The organism is Paenibacillus sp. LS-5 (assembly GCF_056121505.1).
Genome location: NZ_JBWAVA010000003.1, coordinates 190,755 through 211,184, shown reverse-complemented (window position 1 = coordinate 211,184; position 20,430 = coordinate 190,755). Strand labels below are relative to the sequence as shown.

The 20,430-nt window shown below is 51.9% G+C and carries 21 protein-coding genes; 11 read left to right on the top strand and 10 right to left on the bottom strand.

The window, feature by feature from the left end:
- Nucleotides 1-67 precede the first annotated feature (67 nt).
- Nucleotides 68-1,720 carry a hydroxylamine reductase gene (gene hcp, locus AC0MA3_RS06505; protein WP_474655567.1) on the top strand — a complete coding sequence of 551 codons (1,653 nt, stop codon included), beginning with the start codon at nt 68-70 and terminating at the stop codon, nt 1,718-1,720.
- 337 nt (nt 1,721-2,057) lie between these two features.
- Here the strand turns inward: hcp and AC0MA3_RS06500 are convergent, their stop codons facing one another.
- The 4 genes from AC0MA3_RS06500 to AC0MA3_RS06485 all read right to left on the bottom strand — a co-directional run bounded on the left by AC0MA3_RS06500 (nt 2,058) and on the right by AC0MA3_RS06485 (nt 5,065).
- A complete protein-coding gene (locus AC0MA3_RS06500; RefSeq protein WP_474655566.1) occupies nt 2,058-2,339 on the bottom strand; it encodes a hypothetical protein in 282 nt (93 codons plus the stop codon).
- Nucleotides 2,340-2,592: 253 nt separating this feature from the next.
- Nucleotides 2,593-2,835, bottom strand: coding sequence for a hypothetical protein (locus AC0MA3_RS06495; RefSeq protein ID WP_474655565.1), 243 nt, complete (start codon nt 2,833-2,835; stop codon nt 2,593-2,595).
- Nucleotides 2,836-3,144: 309 nt separating this feature from the next.
- Nucleotides 3,145-4,119 (bottom strand): aldo/keto reductase, encoded by a 975-nt coding sequence (locus AC0MA3_RS06490; protein WP_474655564.1) that lies wholly within the window; start codon nt 4,117-4,119, stop codon nt 3,145-3,147.
- Nucleotides 4,120-4,159: 40 nt separating this feature from the next.
- A complete protein-coding gene (locus AC0MA3_RS06485; protein WP_474655563.1) occupies nt 4,160-5,065 on the bottom strand; it encodes a LysR family transcriptional regulator in 906 nt (301 codons plus the stop codon).
- Nucleotides 5,066-5,160: 95 nt separating this feature from the next.
- Here AC0MA3_RS06485 and AC0MA3_RS06480 point away from each other — a divergent pair, with 95 nt between their 5' ends.
- Together AC0MA3_RS06480 and AC0MA3_RS06475 are read left to right on the top strand one after the other, a co-directional pair.
- Nucleotides 5,161-6,054, top strand: a complete 894-nt coding sequence (locus AC0MA3_RS06480) for a DMT family transporter (protein ID WP_379156740.1) — start codon at nt 5,161-5,163, stop codon at nt 6,052-6,054.
- A gap of 15 nt (nt 6,055-6,069) precedes the next feature.
- Complete coding sequence (locus AC0MA3_RS06475; RefSeq protein ID WP_474655562.1) at nt 6,070-6,672, top strand: flavin reductase family protein; 603 nt, start codon at nt 6,070-6,072, stop codon at nt 6,670-6,672.
- 93 nt (nt 6,673-6,765) lie between these two features.
- Here the strand turns inward: AC0MA3_RS06475 and AC0MA3_RS06470 are convergent, their stop codons facing one another.
- Together AC0MA3_RS06470 and AC0MA3_RS06465 are read right to left on the bottom strand one after the other, a co-directional pair.
- The gene (locus AC0MA3_RS06470) at nt 6,766-8,652 is read right to left on the bottom strand and encodes a flagellar assembly protein A (protein WP_474655561.1); all 1,887 of its coding nucleotides are present in this window, start codon (nt 8,650-8,652) and stop codon (nt 6,766-6,768) included.
- 464 nt (nt 8,653-9,116) lie between these two features.
- Nucleotides 9,117-10,217 (bottom strand): FUSC family protein, encoded by a 1,101-nt coding sequence (locus AC0MA3_RS06465; RefSeq protein ID WP_474655560.1) that lies wholly within the window; start codon nt 10,215-10,217, stop codon nt 9,117-9,119.
- Nucleotides 10,218-10,512: 295 nt separating this feature from the next.
- On the opposite strand from AC0MA3_RS06465, the gene AC0MA3_RS06460 reads away from it, so the two are divergent.
- The 4 genes from AC0MA3_RS06460 to AC0MA3_RS06445 are packed head-to-tail and all read left to right on the top strand — an operon-like array spanning nt 10,513 to nt 14,327.
- Entirely contained in the window at nt 10,513-11,637 is a 1,125-nt protein-coding gene (locus tag AC0MA3_RS06460) for an ABC transporter ATP-binding protein (RefSeq protein WP_474655559.1), read from the top strand.
- A complete protein-coding gene (locus AC0MA3_RS06455) occupies nt 11,627-12,430 on the top strand; it encodes an ABC transporter permease (protein ID WP_379156755.1) in 804 nt (267 codons plus the stop codon). The genes AC0MA3_RS06460 and AC0MA3_RS06455 overlap by 11 nt, the downstream gene beginning before the upstream one ends.
- Nucleotides 12,430-13,257: an ABC transporter permease gene (locus tag AC0MA3_RS06450; RefSeq protein WP_379156758.1), complete on the top strand. Its 828-nt coding sequence runs from the start codon at nt 12,430-12,432 to the stop codon at nt 13,255-13,257. Before AC0MA3_RS06455 ends, AC0MA3_RS06450 begins: the two co-directional genes overlap by 1 nt.
- Entirely contained in the window at nt 13,254-14,327 is a 1,074-nt protein-coding gene (locus AC0MA3_RS06445) for an ABC transporter substrate-binding protein (RefSeq protein WP_474655558.1), read from the top strand. The genes AC0MA3_RS06450 and AC0MA3_RS06445 overlap by 4 nt, the downstream gene beginning before the upstream one ends.
- Nucleotides 14,328-14,515: 188 nt before the next feature.
- Here AC0MA3_RS06445 and AC0MA3_RS06440 read toward each other — a convergent pair whose 3' ends face one another.
- From AC0MA3_RS06440 to AC0MA3_RS06425, 4 genes are all read right to left on the bottom strand, one after another.
- Nucleotides 14,516-14,845 carry a hypothetical protein gene (locus tag AC0MA3_RS06440; RefSeq protein WP_474655557.1) on the bottom strand — a complete coding sequence of 110 codons (330 nt, stop codon included), beginning with the start codon at nt 14,843-14,845 and terminating at the stop codon, nt 14,516-14,518.
- 3 nt (nt 14,846-14,848) lie between these two features.
- Nucleotides 14,849-15,673, bottom strand: coding sequence for a class I SAM-dependent methyltransferase (locus tag AC0MA3_RS06435; RefSeq protein ID WP_474655556.1), 825 nt, complete (start codon nt 15,671-15,673; stop codon nt 14,849-14,851).
- A gap of 146 nt (nt 15,674-15,819) precedes the next feature.
- Nucleotides 15,820-16,659, bottom strand: a complete 840-nt coding sequence (locus AC0MA3_RS06430; RefSeq protein ID WP_474655736.1) for a 1,4-dihydroxy-6-naphthoate synthase — start codon at nt 16,657-16,659, stop codon at nt 15,820-15,822.
- Between the two features lie 11 nt (nt 16,660-16,670).
- On the bottom strand, nt 16,671-17,372 hold the full coding sequence (locus tag AC0MA3_RS06425) for a futalosine hydrolase (RefSeq protein ID WP_474655555.1): 702 nt from the start codon (nt 17,370-17,372) through the stop codon (nt 16,671-16,673).
- 312 nt (nt 17,373-17,684) lie between these two features.
- Between AC0MA3_RS06425 and AC0MA3_RS06420 the strand changes: the two genes are divergently transcribed.
- The 4 genes from AC0MA3_RS06420 (at nt 17,685) to AC0MA3_RS06405 (ending at nt 20,347) form a co-directional block, all read left to right on the top strand.
- Nucleotides 17,685-18,155 (top strand): MarR family winged helix-turn-helix transcriptional regulator, encoded by a 471-nt coding sequence (locus tag AC0MA3_RS06420; RefSeq protein WP_379156775.1) that lies wholly within the window; start codon nt 17,685-17,687, stop codon nt 18,153-18,155.
- A gap of 195 nt (nt 18,156-18,350) precedes the next feature.
- A complete protein-coding gene (locus AC0MA3_RS06415; RefSeq protein WP_379157523.1) occupies nt 18,351-18,752 on the top strand; it encodes a DoxX family protein in 402 nt (133 codons plus the stop codon).
- Between the two features lie 27 nt (nt 18,753-18,779).
- Entirely contained in the window at nt 18,780-19,730 is a 951-nt protein-coding gene (locus AC0MA3_RS06410) for a ring-cleaving dioxygenase (RefSeq protein ID WP_474655554.1), read from the top strand.
- Nucleotides 19,727-20,347, top strand: a complete 621-nt coding sequence (locus AC0MA3_RS06405; protein WP_474655553.1) for an alpha/beta hydrolase — start codon at nt 19,727-19,729, stop codon at nt 20,345-20,347. The genes AC0MA3_RS06410 and AC0MA3_RS06405 overlap by 4 nt, the downstream gene beginning before the upstream one ends.
- Nucleotides 20,348-20,430 lie beyond the last annotated feature (83 nt).

Genomic DNA, 20,430 nt, shown 5'->3' with positions numbered 1-20,430 from the left:
GGTAACTGTAAAGGCGGGATGAAGAGGTCCTGTTAAGGTTTCAATAACCCTTAAGGAGTGAAAGTGAATGAGCGAAATGTTCTGTTTTCAATGTCAGGAGGCGGCGAAGGGGTCGGGCTGCACGATTCAGGGAGTCTGCGGTAAAACCAGCGAGGTGGCTAATCTCCAGGATTTGCTGCTGTATACGCTCAAAGGCATTTCAATCTTTGCACGGCGGGGCCGTGAACTTGGGATCACCGATCCAGCTACGGAGAAATTCATGACCGGAAGCATGTTCGCCACGATCACCAATGCGAATTTCACCCCGGAGCATTTCACCGCAAGCATCAGGGAGGGTGTAGTGCTTCGTGACCAGTGGAGAGACAGACTGAAGCTGGCAGGGGCAGAGGTTGCCCTTTCCGGTCATGACGCAGCTCTCTGGGTTGCCGGTACGGACGAAGAACTGATGCTGAAGGCACAAGAGGTAGGTGTTCTTGCCACAGCGCATGAGGATATCCGTTCCCTGCGCGAGCTGCTGACCTATGGGCTGAAAGGGATGGCGGCCTATATGGAGCACGCGTCGGTGCTGGGGTATTATGAACCCGGTGCACAGGCTTTTATGGAAAAAGGTTTGGCAGCTGTGCTGGATGACTCCCTGAGCGGTGAGGAGTTAACAGCACTGGTTCTGGAGTGCGGGAAGCTAGGTGTAGCGGTAATGGCGCTGCTGGACCGGGCGAATACATCGACTTACGGCAATCCGGAGATCACCAAGGTGAACATCGGTGTGGGAACCCGTCCGGGGATTCTGATCAGCGGGCATGACCTGAAGGATATGGAGGCGCTGCTGAAGCAGACGGAAGGGACCGGAGTGGATGTGTACACACACAGTGAGATGCTGCCTGCCCACTATTATCCTGCTTTTAAAAAGTACAGCCATTTCGTAGGTAACTACGGCAACGCCTGGTGGAAGCAAGCAGAGGAATTTGCGAGCTTTAATGGTCCGATTTTGATGACTACGAACTGTATTGTACCGCCTAAGGAGAGCTATATAAACCGTCTGTACACTACAGGCCATACTGGCTTCCCCGGAGTGCGGCATATTGCGGCTGATGAGAACGGAGTGAAGGATTTCTCTGCGGTCATTGAACAGGCTAAGAGCTGCGAAGCACCGACTGAAATTGAGACTGGGGAGATCGTCGGCGGCTTCGCCCATGCTGCGGTAATGAATGTGGCCGATCAGGTAGTAGAGGCGGTACAGAGCGGTGCGATCAAGCAATTCTTCGTGATGGCAGGCTGCGACGGCCGGATGAAGAGCCGGAATTACTATACCGATTTTGCGGCTGAACTGCCGGGAGATACGGTGATCCTGACGGCGGGCTGCGCAAAGTACAAATACAATAAGCTGGAGCTTGGTGAAATCGGCGGCATTCCCCGCGTGCTGGATGCCGGACAATGTAACGACTCCTATTCTCTGGTCGTCATTGCGCTGAAGCTGAAGGAGGTATTCGGGCTGGATGACATCAATGATCTGCCGATTGCCTATAATATTGCCTGGTACGAGCAAAAGGCGGTCATTGTCCTTCTGGCTCTGCTGCATCTGGGTGTTAAGAATATTCACCTCGGTCCGACGCTGCCGGCCTTCCTCTCCCCGAACGTGGCCAAGGTGCTGGTAGACAACTTTGGGATTAGCGGGATTACGACTGTACAAGAGGATATGGAGCGCTTCATCGCTGCGGTATAACGCGGAGACCTTTCTTGGTACTCGGTTGTTCTTCACTCGTCCAAACACACTTTCCGGCTGAGTCATTCGGCGTATACCAAGGTGTAACCCTCCTCGCTTTGTAGGAGCTCCCTGGTTAGATACGGGGGCAGCCTTGACCTCAGTAATAGTGGTTTCTTTTACTGGTGGAGCTGACAGAACGATTGTGGAAAAGCGGTAGCGGTCGCCTTTGTGTCCGGATTTTCTTTTCACCCGCTAAGGGAAATGAAAAAAATCTGGACACAAGAGCGATTGGAACCAGGGTCCGTTTACGGAGCGTCCACCTAAGCGATAACGTTAATCCAAAGTAGAGGAAAAATTATACAAAAAACACCATTAGACGTATCAGAAACAATAATTCCGACAAATTGATTCCTATCCCCAAAAGTGCGACATATTTATTTCTTTTATTCTTAAGACCCCTTAATCCGAAAATTAATCCTATAGGACTAACAAAAAAAAGAGAAATAAAGCCGATACCATCTACAAGCTGATCAGCTTGTATAGCATAGTAATCCACAAGAAAAATTAAGGCTACAGAAACACCAATTACAACAGAATAAATTGAATATGGTAAATTTGATATTCCTTTTTTATTCATTTCACTCCCTCCTCCATACATTTACATACAATACTACATATATGTATTATATGTAAAATTTGACCAGTAACCCCGCTTCGAGTTTACATTAAATGGAGAAGGAGAGTAGCTATTCATAGATTCGAATTTATAGACTGTTTTCTTGCCATACCCACACTGTGACACCCCGGTTTATTCCGTCTGTTAGAACTCTCTAAGCAGTTTCCCTTTTTGGCGTCTATTAACCTCTACAATTACTCCATCTACATCTTGCTCAAACAACAAAATCACGGAATTTGTAACAGTAATGCTCGACTTCAGTCAGAATCTCTTCGAGCTGTCTGGAGAACATTACGTATTGCTCCACAAGTGTTTTTACCTCTATTCTTACAGTAGAAAGTCCTTCGCTGAGTGCGATGGAACTTCCTGAAAATAAAATCTTTTTAAAGGTAAGTTCCACAAGAGCATGAAGTTGATGGTTCTCTGTTTTCCACACTGAGGGCAAAGACACATACATATTAGCTTTACTTCTCCTTTAATTCTTCTGATCATTGTCATCTTCATTAAGTGCTATTACGTCTAGCCTCCGACTTAAAACACCCCATCAATATTGCTATTTACGAGGATCATTTTGGCCACAGCAAGGTCACGGCCGAATGTATGTCTACAAAGATGGCAATTCAGATACTCGATTATTATCAATTTCTCAGACCTTGGGGATTTGAAGACACAACGATTGTCTGCAGTAGTACTGTCTTTTAAGGAAGGGTATAGCTATCCTCGTTATTCGGCCAGGCGGGAGCCCATTATTCCTATGCCGCTTCAGTTACGGCAGCCGATAGACAGCGAACGGCTCACCGGTGCGGAAGGCATGGCTCGCTTCCTCGAGCTGGTCCAGGGTCTGCGCGTCCAGCGATATCTTGGTGCTGAGCAGGTTCTGCTGCAGCTGTTCTACCCGCGTAGCTCCGACGATTACGCTGGAGACAGCAGGTCTGTTCATCAGCCAGGCTAAAGAGAGTGCCGTGGGTGAGATGTCCAGCTTCTGAGCAATTAAACCTACTCTGTTCCCCAGCTCAACACGCCCGGGGGTCAGGAAACGGCTGAAGTTCGGATCAGTCTGCGCTCTGGAGCCGGCAGGCGCTGGACCGCTGCCGCCATATTTTCCGGTGAGAATACCTCCGGCAAGCGGGAAATAGGGGATGATGCCAATTCCCTGATCCAGACATAGGGGAAGCAGTTCGCTCTCCGGTGTGCGGTCGGCAAGTGAATAGCTTGTCTGAATGGAGACATACTTGACCAGATTGCGAGCTTCGCTGATGCCAAGCGCCTTCATAAGCTCCCAGGCTGCATAATTGGAAGCGCCGATGTAGCGGACCTTGCCTGCAGACACCATGTCATCCAGTGTTCGCAGGGTTTCTTCCAGCGGTGTGTAGGGATCAAAGGTGTGGATCTGATATAGATCCACATAGTCTGTCTTCAGCCGGCGCAGGCTGCCTTCCAGCTCCTGCATCAGATGGTGTCGTGAAGAGCCGCTTCCTCCGGGTCCTCCATGCACTGGCAGGCCCGCCTTGGTAGCCAGAACGGCATCTTGCCGTCTGCCCGCAAGCGCCAGTCCAATGATTCTCTCCGATTCAGACCCCGCATAAATATTGGCAGTATCAATAAAGTTGATTCCTTGGTCCAGCGCGGCATGAACGATACCTATGGAGGTCTGCTGATCCGCCCGCTTGCCGAAAGAGTTGGTTCCCAAACCCAGCGCAGAGACCTGCAGTCCGCTGTGGCCCAAACGGTTAAATTTCACTTTGCTTCACTCCTTTTTCATTCGATCTGCACAGCTATACTTACCCGGCCTGGATGGGAGGGGTCTCAGTGGTCTCCGAACCCGAGGTTAGCCGCAGTGCGGTATCCATGAACAATCTGACGGCAATGGAAACCTCTGTAAGAGAGTTGACCGCGAGATGAATATCCCGGTAGGCATCGGGAGCAAGCTCCCGGATAATCACACCCGGAGGAAGCGAGAGCAGTGAAAGCTGGGACATCACGCCCACAGCCAGCCCTTCCTTCACCATACTCAGTGCAGTCATGTAGCTGTTGACCTCATATTTCACATTCAGCTTGCTGCCGCCTCTCTTGAATAAATCAACTACCGGAGGCTCGTACCCGGATCTGCAGATCAGCATCGGCTCATCTTCCAGGTCTTTCACGCATATGACATGCTTGTGCCGGAGAGGATGGTCATCCTGGAGCACAGCATACAGCTTCTCCCGAAAAAGCGGAACGCAGTCGAATTCATCTCCCGGCGGAATGATCAGCCCCACATCAATGATCCGGGCTTCCAGCCATTCCTTCACCTCGGCTACCGTTCCTTCGAACAGCCTGATCTCAATTTCGGGGTAGCTGGCCGCGATAGCGCGAATGATCTTCGGCACCAGGTGGGCCGAGGCAACCGGAAATGCCCCGATCCGGATCAGTCCCTTCTCCAGCCCCTTCTCAGCGGCAATCTCCTGTTCTACCTTGTCATATCCGATCAGGATCTCCCGGAAAATAACAAGAATACGCTTGCCGATATCGGTCAGCATCAGCCCGTTGCGCCGGTCCCGCAGCAGCAGCTTCACAGCAAGCTCCGTCTCCAATGCGGAGATCGCCCGGCTGACTGCCGGCTGGGTCATATTCATTTCCAATCCGGCTTTGGTGAAGCTGCCGCTTTCGGCGATGCTGACAAACAAACGAATTTGAGTATTGTTCATATCAGTTTTGTTATGCCCCTTATGAGTATAATTCATTTCAATTATAACTAATTTTAATGTATCATTGGGTTGAAAATAGAACAAGAGGTGAATAAATGCATCAGCAGAGGAAAACCATAGCATTGCTTATCTTTCTGGTCATTGTCTGGGGCATCAATTGGCCTCTTTCCAAAATCGCTTTAAATTACGCCCCGCCGCTGTTGTTTGCCGGTATCCGCACCGTGATTGCCGGTGTAATTCTTATATGCGCTGCGCTTCCAAAGTGGGGAAAGCTCCAATTCAAGCGGCTGTGGCCCGTCTATCTGATCTCGGCTTTTTTAAGTATTGTCTTCTATTATGGCTTCCAGACCATTGGCCTGCAGTATGTGCCTTCCGGCCTGTTCTCGGCCATTGTCTTCCTGCAGCCGGTGCTGCTCGGCATCTTCGCCTGGATCTGGCTGGGGGAGAGCATGTACGGGCTGAAGCTGGCGGGTCTCCTGATGGGGTTCCTCGGCGTAGCCTCGCTTAGCATCGGCGGCTTCAACGGGAGCATCTCAGTCGAGGGAATTGTGCTCGCATTGGCCAGTGCGCTCAGCTGGGCGCTGGCTACGGTCTATACCAAACGCAATGCGGCGCGGGTAGATATGCTCTGGATGACCGCCATGCAGATTATGATCGGGGGCATCATTCTGCTGGCTGCAGGTTCAGTGACTGAGAGCTGGGCAGATATTACCTGGAATGCAGCTTTTATCTCGAACACTCTTTTTATCTCCATATTTGTGATTGCTCTGGGCTGGATGGTATATTTCAGCCTGATTAAGGAGGGGGAAGCTGGAAAAGTGGGCTCTTTCACCTTCCTGATCCCGCTCATCTCCATCGGTTCAAGCGTAGTGCTGCTGCATGAGCGGATTACCTTGAATCTGGTGATTGGCCTGCTGCTTATTGTCAGCAGCATTGTTCTGGTTAATGTTAGAATAAGCCGAAGACCCTTAAGACGTCCTACTCAATAACAGGAGGTGTGTACCGTGTATATCAAAGCTTCTGAACAAACAGCGCATGATAATTACAAGCTTCTGATCGGCAGTATTATCCCCCGTCCGATTGCCTTTGTCACTTCGATGAACGAGCAGGGCGTAGTGAACGCCGCGCCATTCAGCTTTTTTAATATTGTAAGTGATCAGCCACCAATGATTATGATCTCTTGTGTACGCAAGGCAACCGGAGAGATGAAGCATACCGCAAGCAACATTCTGGGGAACGGAGAGTTCGCTCTGCATATCGTGGACGAGGAGAACGTTGCCGCCATTAATCATACTTCGATCAATGCACCTGAAGGCATCAGCGAGCTGGAGTTGGCTGGATTAACGTCAGTACCCGGGCAGATGATCCAGGTTCCGCGTATAGAGGAGTGCAGGATCGCCATGGAATGCCGTCTCGTACGTCATGTGGAGCTGGGGAACTGCGATATGTTGGTCGGTGAAGTGCTGTGTTTCTATATCGAGGATGAACTGATTCAGAGTGGGCGCATTGACGCTGCCAGGCTGAAGCCGGTCAGCCGCCTTGCCGGAGCTTCCTATGCGGCCATCGGCCGCACATTTGAGCTCGAAAGACCACAATTCGAATCCTGAACATTCATGAAAAGAGACCCTGAAGGATGCCGCGCGGCTCTGCAGGGTCTCTCTATTTCTTTTGGCAATTCATGCTGTATGTAGTGGACTGTGTTATTCAGTTGAAAGCGAGCCTGATTCTTTGCATTTTTGTTTCAGAATCTTGGCTGTAAACGTAGTATCCCCGCCAGGTTCGGCAATCTCCAATGAATACCCGTCTATGGTTACCGATGCATTATGAATGGTGCTCGCTGTGATTTGCTGGCCTGCAACAAGGAGTGATCCGGGAAGGTGCTCTCCGCTGACATTCTGCGCGGTAATCGTTCCCTCAGCTTCCATAGTGGAGTCGGAACACAGGGAGCCATTCTTCACAAAATAAATATCGCCGCTGCAACAGAGCGTGCTCCGGCTTATTCCTTCACCATGAATATAAATAGCTCCACTGGATTTGATAATGCTGTTTTGTGCCCCCGAAATATCGATCCGCACGTTCTCCTCCTGCATGAGCGAGACTCCCTCAATAAGTTTATGAAGAAGACTCAGAAAAGAGCCTATTCCTGCATCGGTAATGAGATCGGAGAACTGTCCGGGTTTCAGGAAAATCCCCATCATGTGTCTCAAAATTTTGGTATCCTGCGGGTAGTCAGGACTTATACCGGACAAAAATTCCCGCATGTCTCCGATTAGAAGAGGGAGATGATGATATTTGCTCTCCAGCAGCAGCATGACGACTAAGCCGTAGTTCACCGTCTGCATCGTTGACTCGACGGTCTCAGCAAGGTTCTTGGCTGCTTCTCTCAGACTGGAGACCTCTTGGATCAGCAGCTCGGAAAAGCGGCACAAATGGTGGTGTGCAGCACCGAAGGCCCCGGCATACAACTCGCTATCCACGGCCATGCCGCGGATAAATATACTGCCTGTTGCAGCAATCCTGGAGTTGTGAATGTCACCGTATATGTATACATTCCCCAAGGCTTCAATAACCGTGTGCTTGTTCAGAGGATGTGCTGCAAATACATCACCTGCAAACCTGATGGTGGCAGCTTCTGGGGTATCACTCTGCGGAACCACATAGGTTTGGGGGAAATCAATCGTTTTCACAAATGTGCCATTTCCGGTAATCCGCGGTCTGCCTTTACATCGGGCAACGATCTGTCCGTCCGGAAGCAGCGCTGCATAGTGCCCGGTTATTAATGTAAGGTCCTGCGGAGGCGGCGGCGGCAGGACACCGCCGAACACGTTAAAGCCGGGAAGTCCCTCCTGGGGTGGCAGCTTCTGCGCAAATACTTCGCCTTCTTGCACATTAATGAATGCCCCGCGGGGGTAATCCTCGTCAGCAAGGCCTGTACCTTTGAATTCATTTTCTATTTTGTTCTGATGCAGCACCTCCAGCCTCGCATTTGTCCCAGGAACAGGAGCTTTGCCTTCGGCTATACAGACGGGAAGATAGGTAGGATTATTCAATTCTTCGTAAATAGCAGGGATATTGAGGGAGCCTATGAAGGAGCTTTTCTCAAAGCCTGCCATAATCTGCGCTATCGACAAGATAGATATCAAGGAATCGCGGTTCATTTCCGCACGTACAGTAACACTGGTTGAAGCCGGAGTGTTGACCAGGTTCCAGGCATATCTTTCAGCACGGTAAAGCGTAAAGTACACTTTGAGCTTATCATCGGATACGGTTATCTGATATTGCGGCTTCTCGCAAATCTCCCAGGTGAGATCATCTGCAGAAGTGATTGGAGTTGGCTCTGTGAGCAGTTGTCCATTGAGCTTGAGTACTACGGGGTGGACAGCAGAGATAACAGCCGGCATGCCGCCAGACAGAGGAGGTGTAATGAAGATTTGGTTGTTCTGGATAATGATGACGCCATTCTTAGCTCTGTCTGTTCCGCCAATCGTCTGTGCATCCACAGAATAAAGATCCATGAGATTAGGCTTCCCAAGAAGCATGGAAGCAATGAACTCGTTCCGTGAACGATCGATAATCAGCTGCGGCATTCTCGTAACCTCACTTTTCGCATAATCAATGGATCTGTACAGAAAAGAACATCATGGAGTCAAGCTGCGATATCTTGGGATAGCAGGGCCAAATGGCGTCTTTATTGGCGTCCTGGCAACCGTAATGCAGCAGCAGGCATACTCTCAGGCCTATGGTTTTGCGTTCCGTATTTTCAAACTGTAACGTGATAGAGGAAGTCGACTATAATCGACATAAATGGTGATAATTGGTACTGTATGTAATGAGAACTTCTGCAAACAACATTAATTCTAGTACTTTAGTAGCAAATTTTCAACTGGAATAATTGTTTTGCACTATATAAAACGAAAAACGTTGTTATTTGTTGTTTTAATGTAAATTAAATCTATTTAAGGTATTCACTATTTATTGAATTCTGAATTCAGCAGGAAATTGAGGCGGGATAATGGTGGGATTCTCCTGAAAAAAAGGGACACTCCCAAGCCTAAAGCTTCTGGGAGAGTCCCTTTTGGATAAAGCGCATAGCGCGGGTAGCCTCAGCCTTACTATTCTGCGGTGCAGCTGACATCATTACGTAATCAGCCTGTTCAATTTCCTCCAGCACCCGGTTCAGGTGGGAGAAGACTGCCCCAAGATCCCGGATGGAGGTCAATGAGCATTGCCCCTGCAGCTCCGAGAAGCAGGCTAACTGAAGGTCGCGGGCCCGGCGAAGCAGCTCGGGCAGCGAATGCTGGCTTTCGGCATCCGAGAGAGTCTTGGTACCGTAGAGCGCAATGCAGTCTGCGGTGGCGGTTACGATCTCCGCCATCCAGTCGGAGGCAGCGTGATGTGTAGGCAGCAGCGCAATCTCTGAGCTGATTTCTTTGACATAGGAGTGGATTTGTCTGAGATGTGCGGTGGCCTGTGTCAGTCCGCGGAGATCGCTGCGGCAATGATAATGCGTTAAGGTATAGTGCAGTTCTTTCTGCTGCTGCTCGCTCCTCTCCAGCAGCGAGGCGGAACGTGACAGCGTAGTCGAGGCCTGAGGCGCTCCCCGTCCACCGCCTGCCAGGCCGCTTAATGCGTCTGCCAGCAACAGACTGCCTTCGAATGCCAAGCCTTTAACCTTGACGAACGCCTTGGGCGGCACGATAATCATATTGATGATTAGAGCTACTATTACACCGATCAGCGTTTCGGCGACCCGCCACTCGATATAGTGATCATGATAGAAGGTAAGCGCCAGAACAGAGGTTACGCCGACCTGGGAGATAGCTTGGATGTTGATCCGGCAGGCTGTGGCGACTCCGATGCCAATCAGCAGCATCAGCAGAATGGAGAGTGCGCCAACATCAAAGAACCGGCCCACAATCAAGCTCACGATTCCGCCGAGCACAACGCCGGTCATCCGGTAGATGCCCTTTTCCAAGGAAGCCTTGACGCTTCCCTGAGTGATCAGAATCGCAGCCAGTGGAGCGAAATATAAGTATCTGTCCCCATATAGGGTATGAACCGTCAGCCAGGATAGTGACGCAGCCAGGGTAACGCGTATCATATATAAAGACAGGCCGAATTTCTCCAGGCGGTCCTGTAATCCTTCATTCATGGTGGTCATCCTCTTTCAGGTTTATGAGAAAAAATGAAATGACTTTCAGCCGTTTTCATTATAGCACCGCAAAACAGGCCTTGAGAGCCTTAGTTTTTACGATCTTGTTAAGTTTCCGGTGTGATTTTTATCAGTGTAGGCTATCGCATATATAGGACATATCCTATATGCTGTATATTATGGAGGTATGTCGAAGAATGGGTGGTCTTGTCGCTTACTCGCGCTGAGCATGCCACTTCGATTGTCCCCCGCAGGAAGCGGGTAAAATAGGTTGTATTACATAAGGTAAGGGAGGTTGTTAGCTATAGCTACCCCGGAAGGCACTATTATTTCTTTTGATCAGGTAGTCAAACAATACGATGACGAAGAGCCGGTGTTAAAAGGCGTCAGCTTCGAGATCGAACGCGGCAAGTTCTATACCCTGCTCGGTCCCTCGGGCTGCGGCAAGACGACTATTCTGCGGTTGATCGCCGGCTTTGCGGAGCCCACGGAAGGCTCCATCGTTCTCAATGGCCAATTAATCAACCACATTCCCGCCAATGAACGTCAGGTTAATACGGTTTTTCAGGACTATGCCCTGTTTCCGCACCTGAACGTATTCGAGAATGTGGCCTTCGGACTGCGCATTAAGAAGCTTAAGAAGGATGTAATCACGCAAAAGGTGCAGGAAGCGCTGCGCTTTGTGAACCTCGTAGGCTACGATCAGCGCGCTATTAATGAGATGTCCGGCGGACAAAGACAACGTGTGGCGATTGCCCGTGCTATCGTCAATGAGCCGCAGGTGCTGCTGCTCGATGAGCCGCTGTCCGCGCTGGACCTGAAGCTTCGCACAGAGATGCAGTATATCCTGCGTGAAATGCAGCAGCGGCTGGGCATTACCTTTATTTTCGTGACCCATGATCAGGAGGAAGCACTCGCGATGTCGGACTGGATCTTCGTCATGAACGGCGGACGGATCGAACAGAGCGGTACGCCTAATGACATTTATGATGAGCCGATCAACCGTTTCGTAGCCGATTTCATCGGGGAGTCCAATATTGTGCCTGGCGTGATGATTGACGATTACCTGGTGGAGTGGGGCGGACAGCGGTTTGAATGTGTCGATGCAGGGCTCAAACGGAATGAGGCCGTAGAGATAGTTATTCGTCCTGAGGATCTGGAAATCGCCACGCTTGAGCAGGGCAAGCTGCGTGTGCGCGTGGATTCCCAGCTGTTCAGGGGGGTCCATTATGAGATCAGCTGTTATGATGAATCCGGCCATGAATGGCTGGTCCATTCCACGCGTAAGGCAGAGGTAGGCAGCGAAATCGGGCTTTATTTTGACCCGGAAGCCATTCATGTCATGCGTTTCGGTGAAACGGAGGAAGAATTCGACAAACGTCTGGAAGCGTACGGCGAGGTGGAAAGTCATGAACAGTAAGAGCCGGTCGTATGTCCTCATCCCTTATTACTTGTGGATCGCGCTGTTTGTTATTGCGCCGGTGCTGCTGGTCATCTATTATTCCCTGTTTGATCTGGACGGGCATCTTACTCTGGATAATTACATTAATTTCTTTACGCCGGTATACATGCGGATGATGCTTAACTCCTTCTGGTATGCATTCCTGATCACGGTGTTCTCGCTTCTGGTTGCTTATCCGGCAGCCTATCTGCTCACACGGACCAAGCATAAGCAGTTGTGGCTGCTGCTGATCATTCTTCCCACATGGATTAATCTGCTGCTGAAGACGTATGCGTTCATCGGTATCTTTGGCACTTTTGGGCCGGTTAATAATTTCTTTGACCTGCTAGGGATTGGGGAACAGCAGATTCTGTTCACGGGATTCAGCTTTGTGTTTGTGTCGGTGTATATCTTTATTCCGTTCATGATCCTGCCGATCTTCAGCGCTCTGGAGGATCTGAATTTGTCGCTGGTGGATGCTGCGCGCGATTTGGGGGCATCCGGATGGACAACCTTCCGGCGGGTGATTTTCCCGCTGACGATCTCTGGAGTGCGTTCCGGCTGCATGGCGGTGTTCATTCCGGCACTGTCGCTGTTCATGATTACACGCCTTATCGCTGGCAACCGTGTCATTACACTGGGTACCGCGATTGAACAGCATTTTCTGGTCACACAGGACTGGGGCATGGGTTCAACGGTTGCCGTCTTCCTGATCGTCATTATGGCGCTGTTCATGGTGCTGACGGGCGGCTCACGGAAAGGGGTGCGCTAGTGAGGAATAAAAACGGATTTGCCAACCTGTATCTGGTGCTGGTCTTCGCCGTGCTCTATGCGCCGATTCTGTACCTGATGTATTATTCGTTCAATAGCGGGGGCACAATGCATGAATTCGAAGGCTTCACGCTGGACTATTACCGCGAAGTCCTTCAGGATACCCGGCTGATGATTATTGTCATCAACACCCTGGTGATTGCGCTGCTGTCTTCGGCGATTGCCACGCTGATTGCAATTATCGGCGCACTGGCCATTCAGCGTGTCCGCAGCCGCCGTGCCAAAAACACCCTGCTCTCACTGAACAATGTGTTAATCGTTAGTCCCGATGTTATTATTGGGGCCTCGTTCCTCATCCTGTTCACTATTGTAGGCGTTAAGCTCGGCTTCACGTCTGTCCTGCTCTCGCATGTGGCATTCAGCGTGCCGATTGCTGTGCTGATGATTCTGCCGCACCTGCAGGACATGAGCCCGACGCTGACCGACGCCGCCCGCGATCTCGGGGCCAGCCGCCGTGATGTGCTGACAAAGGTCATTCTGCCGATTATTAAGCCGGGGATCTTTAGCGGATTTTTCATGGCCTTGACGTATTCATTGGATGACTTTGCGGTGACCTTCTTCGTCACTGGCAATGGATATTCCACACTGTCGGTGGAGATCTACTCCCGGGCCCGGCAGGGCGTATCTTTGTCAATCAATGCGCTTTCGACGCTGATCTTCCTCTTCACCATCCTATTGGTGACCGGGTATTACTTCCTGAACCGCCGCAAAAACCGCCCGGCCGCTCCGCTCGCGGGGCCTGCCGCCGAAATGGGGGTACCTAGATGAAGCAGCTGGTAAATGCTTTTCTGGCGATTCTTATCGTAGCCTTCGGGCTAATGTTCCTTGCATCCCGGCTGAACTCAGCCGAAGGGTATTCCGGAGGGAATACGCTGACCATCTACAACTGGGGCGATTATATTGAGCCAGAGCTGCTGGAGCAGTTCGAGAAAGAGACCGGAATCACGGTCATCTACCAGACCTTTGATTCTAATGAAGCCATGCTGACCAAGGTCGAGCAGGGCGGCACGAACTTCGATGTTGTGGTCCCGTCCGACTACGCCATTGCCAAAATGCGCGAGGAGAACCTGCTGCTGCCGCTGGATAAAAGCAAGATTCCGAATCTGGCCAACATCGATTCGCGGTTCATGGATTTGTCGTTCGATCCTGGTAATAAATATTCCGTTCCCTACTTCTGGGGTACGGTCGGTATTATTTTCAATCCAGATATGACCAAGGGCATGGATTTCAGCACATGGGATTCCCTCTGGGACAGCCGGCTGAAGAATAATATCTTTCTTGTGGATGGTGCCCGTGAGGTTATGGGTATGGCGCTGAACAGTCTGCACTATTCGGTCAACGACCAGAATGAGGAGCATCTGCAGGAGGCATTATCCAAACTGAACAGGCTCTCGCCTAACGTGAAGGCCATTGTCGGGGATGAGATCAAAATGCTGCTGGCCAATGAAGAAGCAGCCGTCGGTATCGTATGGTCCGGGGATGCTTCCGAAATTATGGACGAGAACGATAAGCTGGACTATGTGGTTCCCGAGGAAGGTTCGAACAAATGGTTCGATAACATGGTCATTCCGCGTAAGGCAGCCAACGTGGAAGGGGCGCATAAGTTCATCAACTTCATGCTCCGGCCCGACGTAGCAGCCAAAAATGCAGAGTATGTCGGCTACTCTACTCCCAACGTCCCTGCACTGAAGCTGCTTCCCGAGGAGATCTCCGGGGATACCCGCTTCTACCCGCCCGCCGAAATCACTGACCGGCTGGAGGTCTACGACAACCTCGGCAAGCGGATGCTGGCTCACTATAACGAGCTGTTCCTGCGGTTCAAGATGAATAAGAAGTGAGTGGCAGAAGGAATAGGCCACTGCACAACTCGGCAGCACGCAGCAACACGCAGTAACACTCAGCAACATATTTCTTAAAAAATCGCCTGACGCGGCACTTCGCGTCAGGCTTTTTCTGTGGAGCAAAAGCTGTAACCATGGAGAGTAAATAATGCTGAGGTTATCTTTGGCTGAATGATATGCGTGACTCACAAGCTCCCACTACACAAACTGATTAAACTTACATCATCGTAGGCAAAAGAAATTACATGATAGCCCATGGCGAACAGGAATGTTTCACGGTTGAGCTCGCTGCAGTATTTCTGCCTGTCCATATCAAGCACATGTGAAGCATAACCTTTGATCTCGATGAGCAGCTTCACATATCCGGGCATCCAGGCGAAGTTGGTTTCAGCGTGTAAATGACCTCTTTCCAGCCATCCCCGCCTTTCTCCCGCAGGTCTAGATCCACTCTCCTCGGAAAAATAGAAAACGCCCCGGCTTCCCCTGGAGGGCAACCGGGACGTTCTTCGTCTCACCGGCTACTTGATCCCGACCCTCATCCGGTAGCTGACCAGTACAGGCAGGGTTCGTCCCTGGAAATATTGCTCCACCATTGCAGAGAAATCCGTAATGTCTTGTGCGAGCACGGCGGGAGCGAGCTTCAGTACGGTTTGGATTCCGCCTTGACTGAGCGTAAGTCCGATATACCGCTGTGCATCACAGTTTTCCTTGTTATGAAAAACAATTTCCCGCGCATAGGAGAATGCCCCGCTGGCTTTTATTCTGGCCAGGTGGCCTTCTTTGTTCCATTTATGCGCCTGTTCCGCTGCGGGCTGAAGCTCGGACAGCAGATGATCTGCCGCTGCGATCAACCGATTGTAGCGGGCTTCAATATCCGGCTGCAGCACCAGCGGCCAATCACAGTCATAAGCAGCGAATACTCCGCCCGGGCTCAGACAGCGGGAGATCTCCTGAAGCGTGCTAGACGGGTCCATCCAGTGGAACGACTGCGAGCAAGTGATGATGTCTACACTGGAGGGCGGAAAAGGAAGCTGGTTAGAATACCCCTGGACAAAGAATACGGCTTCTGCCCCGCTGCCCAGAAGATCCAGCTTCTCAAGCGCTTTGCCAAGCATATCGGGGTTCGGCTCCACTCCGGTTACGGTATCTGCTGCATCCTTCCACAAAAAGGTAGACAGTCCGCTTCCACAGCCCACGTCAGCAACCCTTGAAGGCCTGCGGCCCAAGTAACGGGTCAGCAGCTCAGTCACGAGAGGCGGGGCCTCGGGGCGGTAGCGGTCGTAATCTTCCTGATACCCCGAGAACCGTTCAATATTAGGCTTGCTGTTGCCGGCAGGGATCATATCATATCCTCCTCGTTTTTCTTGATCTTTTTTTCTATTGTAAATAGCTGTGAAGCTCGATTAGGGTCGTCAGGCTATAAAATAAGCCAGCTTCCGGAGCACAAGTATGCGCTCCGGGAGCCGGCAGTAGGTTACTGGTCCGCACGCTACCGCAGCAGCGCGGGATTAACCGCAGGGACTAAACCTTCGGCGGCGGCGCGGTTCAAGAGGGCGGAGATAGCAGCATAACCGTCATCACCGAGGTTCATCGTGAACTCATTAACATAGAGATCAATATGTGATTTAGCAACCTCCGGAGACAGCTCTTGGGCATGGTCCAGCACGTAGTCTCTGGAATCAGTTGGGTGATCCCATGCATATTGCAGCGAGCTGCGGATCCAGCCGGCAATGGCCTCGTGGTCGAGGTCGCGGCGGGCGATAATCGCACCGAGCGGTATCGGGAGTCCGGTGTCGCTCTCCCACCAGCTGCCCAGGTCGGTCAGCAGGTTAAGATCATAGGACGGGTAGGTGAAGCGGGCTTCATGAATAACCAGTCCGGCATCGATTATGCCGCTTTGTACCGCAGGCATGATCTCGTCGAATGGCAGGACGATGATCTCAGCAGGCCCGGATGGCACCTGCTGTGCCGCCCATAGCCGGAACAGCAGATAGGCGGTCGAGCGCTCACTGGGAACGGCGATACGGCGTCCCGACAGCTCACGCGGATGCTTGATGGCGCCAGCACCCTTGCGGGTCAGAACCAGCGGTCCGCAGCCCCGGCCAAGTGCGCCGCCGCAGGGCAGCAGCTTATACTTCTCCAGCACGTAGGGAAGGGCAGCGTAAGAGATTTTGAGTACCTCGGGTCCGGCGCCGTCGGCAGCCAGGCCATTGGTGATATCAATGTCGGCAAAAGTTACATTCAGCTTGGGTGCACCCGGGACGAGGCCGTGGGCCCAGGCGTGAAACACAAAAGTATCATTAGGACAAGGGGAATAAGCGATGTTCAGCTCTGTAGTCATTACAGTACCTCCAATAAAATAGCCGCCGCCGCTGTAAGCGCGTCTAAGGCTTCATTGATCTTCCACGCGGCCCGGTCGCGCGGGCCGACCGGGTTCGAGATCGCGCGCAGCTCCAGTGCTGCGATCCCCAGTGCCTGGGCGGCCACGGCAACCCCGTGGCCTTCCATCGCTTCTGCCGCCGCCTCTGGATGGCGGGCGGCCAGAGCGGCGGCCGTCCCGGCGGTGCCGGTCGCCGTCGACACGGTAAGCACGATTCCCGTGCTTACCGTAAGACCGGCCGCTGCCAGCGCGGCCGAGACCGCCTGCACCGTGCCGCTGTCGGCCGGCACGGACACGCTGCCGAAGCCGAGCTCGGCAGCGCTGCGGAAGCCCTCCGGCGTCTCTGCGCCGAGGGCCGCGTCAATCATCTCGCTGGCGACGACCAGCGAGCCTACGGGCGCACGGCCCGGGAAGCCGCCGCCGATCCCGGCGCTGATGACGCAGCCGTAGCTTCCGGCTGCCAGAGCAGCGGCAGTTCCTGCCGCCGCCGCGGCGGTGCCGGCACCCGCCGCGATGACATGGAACCTGCTGCTGCCCTTCAGGCCGCGCAGGACCGCATCCCGCTCTGCCGCAACCGCTGTCACGATCAGGATGCGAAGCGCGTGAGGCAGCTGCCCTGCTTCACCGTGCGGGCCGGGAGCTTGTCTATCCAATGCTTCCATCATTCAGCCTCCTTCTATAATAAATAACTGTTGCTATATGCATAAGTTCAGCAGATCAATAGCAGCTTAACCTTAGAGCAATCTCAGAGCAATCCTTAGGACAGCTCCAAGAAAAGTCCCTAAGGTTTAATCCGGCTTTTCCAAGGAAAAGGATACGCCGTTTTTAGAGGCAGGTCAAACGGCCGTGATATATTTATTGCAGAAGGTGTTGACAATAGATGAGTCATGTATTATATTTATCTTGACTTAAAGATGTTTAATTTAAAGATGTTTAACTTAAAGGTAATTAAAAAGCATGGGAGGTGAACAAGGGTGAACGATTATAAGGAAACATCCGGCATAGCAGCCGATAGAGAAGCTGAAGAGCAGGCAGCATCATTGAAATTGTTTGTTGTCTTGTCCAAGGCCTATAAGAGCTTAATGGATCATGCAGTGAAGGATATGAAGAGCCACGGGCTCGCTTCGGCGGAGTTCATGGTGCTGGAGGTCCTGTATCACAGAACCCGGATTCCTTTGCAGCAGATCGGCGAGAAGATCCTTGTCACCAGCGGCAGCATCACTTATAACATCGATAAGCTGGAGAAGAGGGGATTGTTGAAGCGTGTTCCATGCAGCGAGGACCGGCGTGTAACTTACGCAGAGATTACAGATACGGGCCGCGAGCTGTTTGATCATATTTTCCCCCGTCATGTCAGTTCCATTCACAGTATGATGAGTGGTCTGAACGGCGAAGAGAAGGATCAGGCCATTCAGCTGCTGAAGAAGCTTGGCAAAGGCGTGTAGATGTAGGGCATCTGACAACGGGTGCAGCGATAGACGCCTTGCCAAGTGATGCAGGATGCTTTCGCGCTTGAGAGGGCCCAGCTTCACTTGCACTAGAAAACAGAGTTCATCAGGAATAACAGTAAGAAACAAAAATTTTTACCCAATATCTTAACATTAAGATAATTAAAACAAAGAGAATGGAGCGTGTTTAAAATGGTTAGTGTAGGTTTATTGTTGATGAGATTGGTCATTGGGATTGCGTTTATCGGGCATGGTTCACAGAAGCTGTTCGGGTGGTTCGGCGGTTATGGTCCAAAAGGGACCGGGGGCTGGATGGAGTCCATTGGGATTAAGCCTGGGGTGCTGATGGCAGTGCTGGCCGGACTGATGGAGCTTGTCGGAGGTTTGCTGTTCGCGGCAGGGCTGCTGACACCGGTGGCCGCTGTACTGATTGCTGCAGCTATGCTGGGCGCTATTGTTAAGGTTCATGCTCCGAATGGCTTCTGGTCCACGGCCAATGGTATCGAGTTCCCTCTGACGCTGCTGGTGGTTGCGGTGGGTGTTGCACTGGCCGGACCGGGATCGATTTCGCTGGATGCACTGTTCTTTAACTAAAACTAAAAATTTCAGGAGGTAATTACAATGACCATGCAAACCCAAGGCATTCACCATATTACAGCTTTCGTCGGAGACGTACAGCGCAATGCCGACTTCTATGCCGGAATTCTCGGACTGCGTCTTGTGAAAAAAACGATCAATTTCGATGCCCCTGAGGTATATCATCTTTATTTCGGGAATGAACAGGGTGCGCCGGGCACGATCATTACTTTCTTTCCCTGGTCCGAGGGCCGCAAGGGCCGTATCGGCGGGGGGCAGGTGGGTGTAACCACTTATGCGGTGCCAACGGGCTCGATGGATTTCTGGAAGCAGCGCCTGGCTGCCTATCAGATCCCGGTAACCGAAGTGAGCCGGATTGGCGAGTCTTACCTCTCCTTCGCCGATTTCGATGGATTGCGGATTGGGCTTGTTGAGCGTGAAGAAGGGGCGCCGAGCACATGGTCTTTCGGCGGAGTGACTGCTGAGCATGCGATCAAAGGGTTTGGCGGGGCTGTTCTCTATAGTACGGAGCCGGAAAAAACAGCAGACACCCTGTCCCGTACTCTGGGTCTCGAACGGATTGCTGAAGGTGACGGCTACATTCGCTATAGATCAACCGGCGATCTGGGCAACATCATTGATTTGAAGGCAGCGCCGGTTCCGCACGGAGCGGGAGGTACAGGCACGGTACATCATATCGCCTGGCGGGCCAAAGATGATGCCGAGCAACTGGAATGGGGCCGCCGCGTGCAGAGCCATGGCTATCAGCCGACGCCTGTACAGGACCGCCAGTATTTCAACGCCATTTACTTCCGTGAGGAAGGCGGAATTCTTTTCGAGATCGCAACGGATCCTCCAGGCTTTGCCCGTGATGAAGCTCCGGATGCGCTGGGACAGAAGCTGATGCTTCCAGCCTGGTTCGAGCCTCACCGTAGCGTTATTGAAGAAAACCTGACGCCTTTTGAAATCCGTGAAATCGAGGTGAAGCAGGGATGATTCATATCTTCCGCAAAGGTACCGATCAGAGCCTGCCGACGTTAGTCTTGTTCCATGGTACAGGCGGCAATGAACAGGATCTGCTGCCTTTGGCCGAACTTTTATCCCCTGGATCTTCGGTGCTGGGGGTTCGGGGGAATGTGCTGGAGAATGGAATGCCGCGTTATTTCCGGCGGCTGGCTGAAGGTATTTTCGATGAAGAGGACCTGATCTTCCGTACGCATGAGCTTAAGCAGTTTTTGGATGAGGCAGCGGCAAAGTACGGTTTTGATTCCAGTAATCTGGTGGCTGTGGGTTACTCTAACGGTGCAAATATCGCCGGCAGCCTGCTGTTCCACTACGAACGTATTTTCCATTCAGCAGTGCTGCTGCATCCGATGGTACCGCTGCGCGGGGTGAAACTGCCATCCCTGAAGGATGTCGGGGTGTTCATCGGTGCCGGTACGAATGATCCGATCATCCGCACGGAGGAAACTGAGGAGCTCGAATCTTTGCTGCGGGATGCGGGTGCCGAGGTAACCATGCACTGGGGCAATCAGGGCCACCGCCTCAGCGCTGCTGAAGCTGAAAGTGCCCGTGATTGGCTGAAACAGTCCAGTCGTTTCCGTAAAGTCTAAACTCATAACCGCCCGCGGGGCTGCTGCCAAGTGACTGTAATGGTCAATTGAAAGCCCCTGCGGGCGGTTTTTGCTGAATATGC

What these genes read in the sequence shown, in the direction of transcription:
- AC0MA3_RS06465 (WP_474655560.1), bottom strand. Translation starts at nt 10,217, where the DNA reads ATGAATGAAGGATTACAGGACCGCCTGGAGAAATTCGGCCTGTCTTTA.
- AC0MA3_RS06445 (WP_474655558.1), top strand. Translation starts at nt 13,254, where the DNA reads ATGAAGCAGCTGGTAAATGCTTTTCTGGCGATTCTTATCGTAGCCTTC.
- AC0MA3_RS06425 (WP_474655555.1), bottom strand. Translation starts at nt 17,372, where the DNA reads ATGGAAGCATTGGATAGACAAGCTCCCGGCCCGCACGGTGAAGCAGGG.
- AC0MA3_RS06500 (WP_474655566.1), bottom strand. Translation starts at nt 2,339, where the DNA reads ATGAATAAAAAAGGAATATCAAATTTACCATATTCAATTTATTCTGTT.
- AC0MA3_RS06455 (WP_379156755.1), top strand. Translation starts at nt 11,627, where the DNA reads ATGAACAGTAAGAGCCGGTCGTATGTCCTCATCCCTTATTACTTGTGG.
- hcp (WP_474655567.1), top strand. Translation starts at nt 68, where the DNA reads ATGAGCGAAATGTTCTGTTTTCAATGTCAGGAGGCGGCGAAGGGGTCG.
- AC0MA3_RS06480 (WP_379156740.1), top strand. Translation starts at nt 5,161, where the DNA reads ATGCATCAGCAGAGGAAAACCATAGCATTGCTTATCTTTCTGGTCATT.
- AC0MA3_RS06485 (WP_474655563.1), bottom strand. Translation starts at nt 5,065, where the DNA reads ATGAACAATACTCAAATTCGTTTGTTTGTCAGCATCGCCGAAAGCGGC.
- AC0MA3_RS06410 (WP_474655554.1), top strand. Translation starts at nt 18,780, where the DNA reads ATGACCATGCAAACCCAAGGCATTCACCATATTACAGCTTTCGTCGGA.
- AC0MA3_RS06470 (WP_474655561.1), bottom strand. Translation starts at nt 8,652, where the DNA reads ATGCCGCAGCTGATTATCGATCGTTCACGGAACGAGTTCATTGCTTCC.
- AC0MA3_RS06495 (WP_474655565.1), bottom strand. Translation starts at nt 2,835, where the DNA reads ATGTATGTGTCTTTGCCCTCAGTGTGGAAAACAGAGAACCATCAACTT.
- AC0MA3_RS06435 (WP_474655556.1), bottom strand. Translation starts at nt 15,673, where the DNA reads ATGATCCCTGCCGGCAACAGCAAGCCTAATATTGAACGGTTCTCGGGG.
- AC0MA3_RS06415 (WP_379157523.1), top strand. Translation starts at nt 18,351, where the DNA reads ATGGTTAGTGTAGGTTTATTGTTGATGAGATTGGTCATTGGGATTGCG.
- AC0MA3_RS06405 (WP_474655553.1), top strand. Translation starts at nt 19,727, where the DNA reads ATGATTCATATCTTCCGCAAAGGTACCGATCAGAGCCTGCCGACGTTA.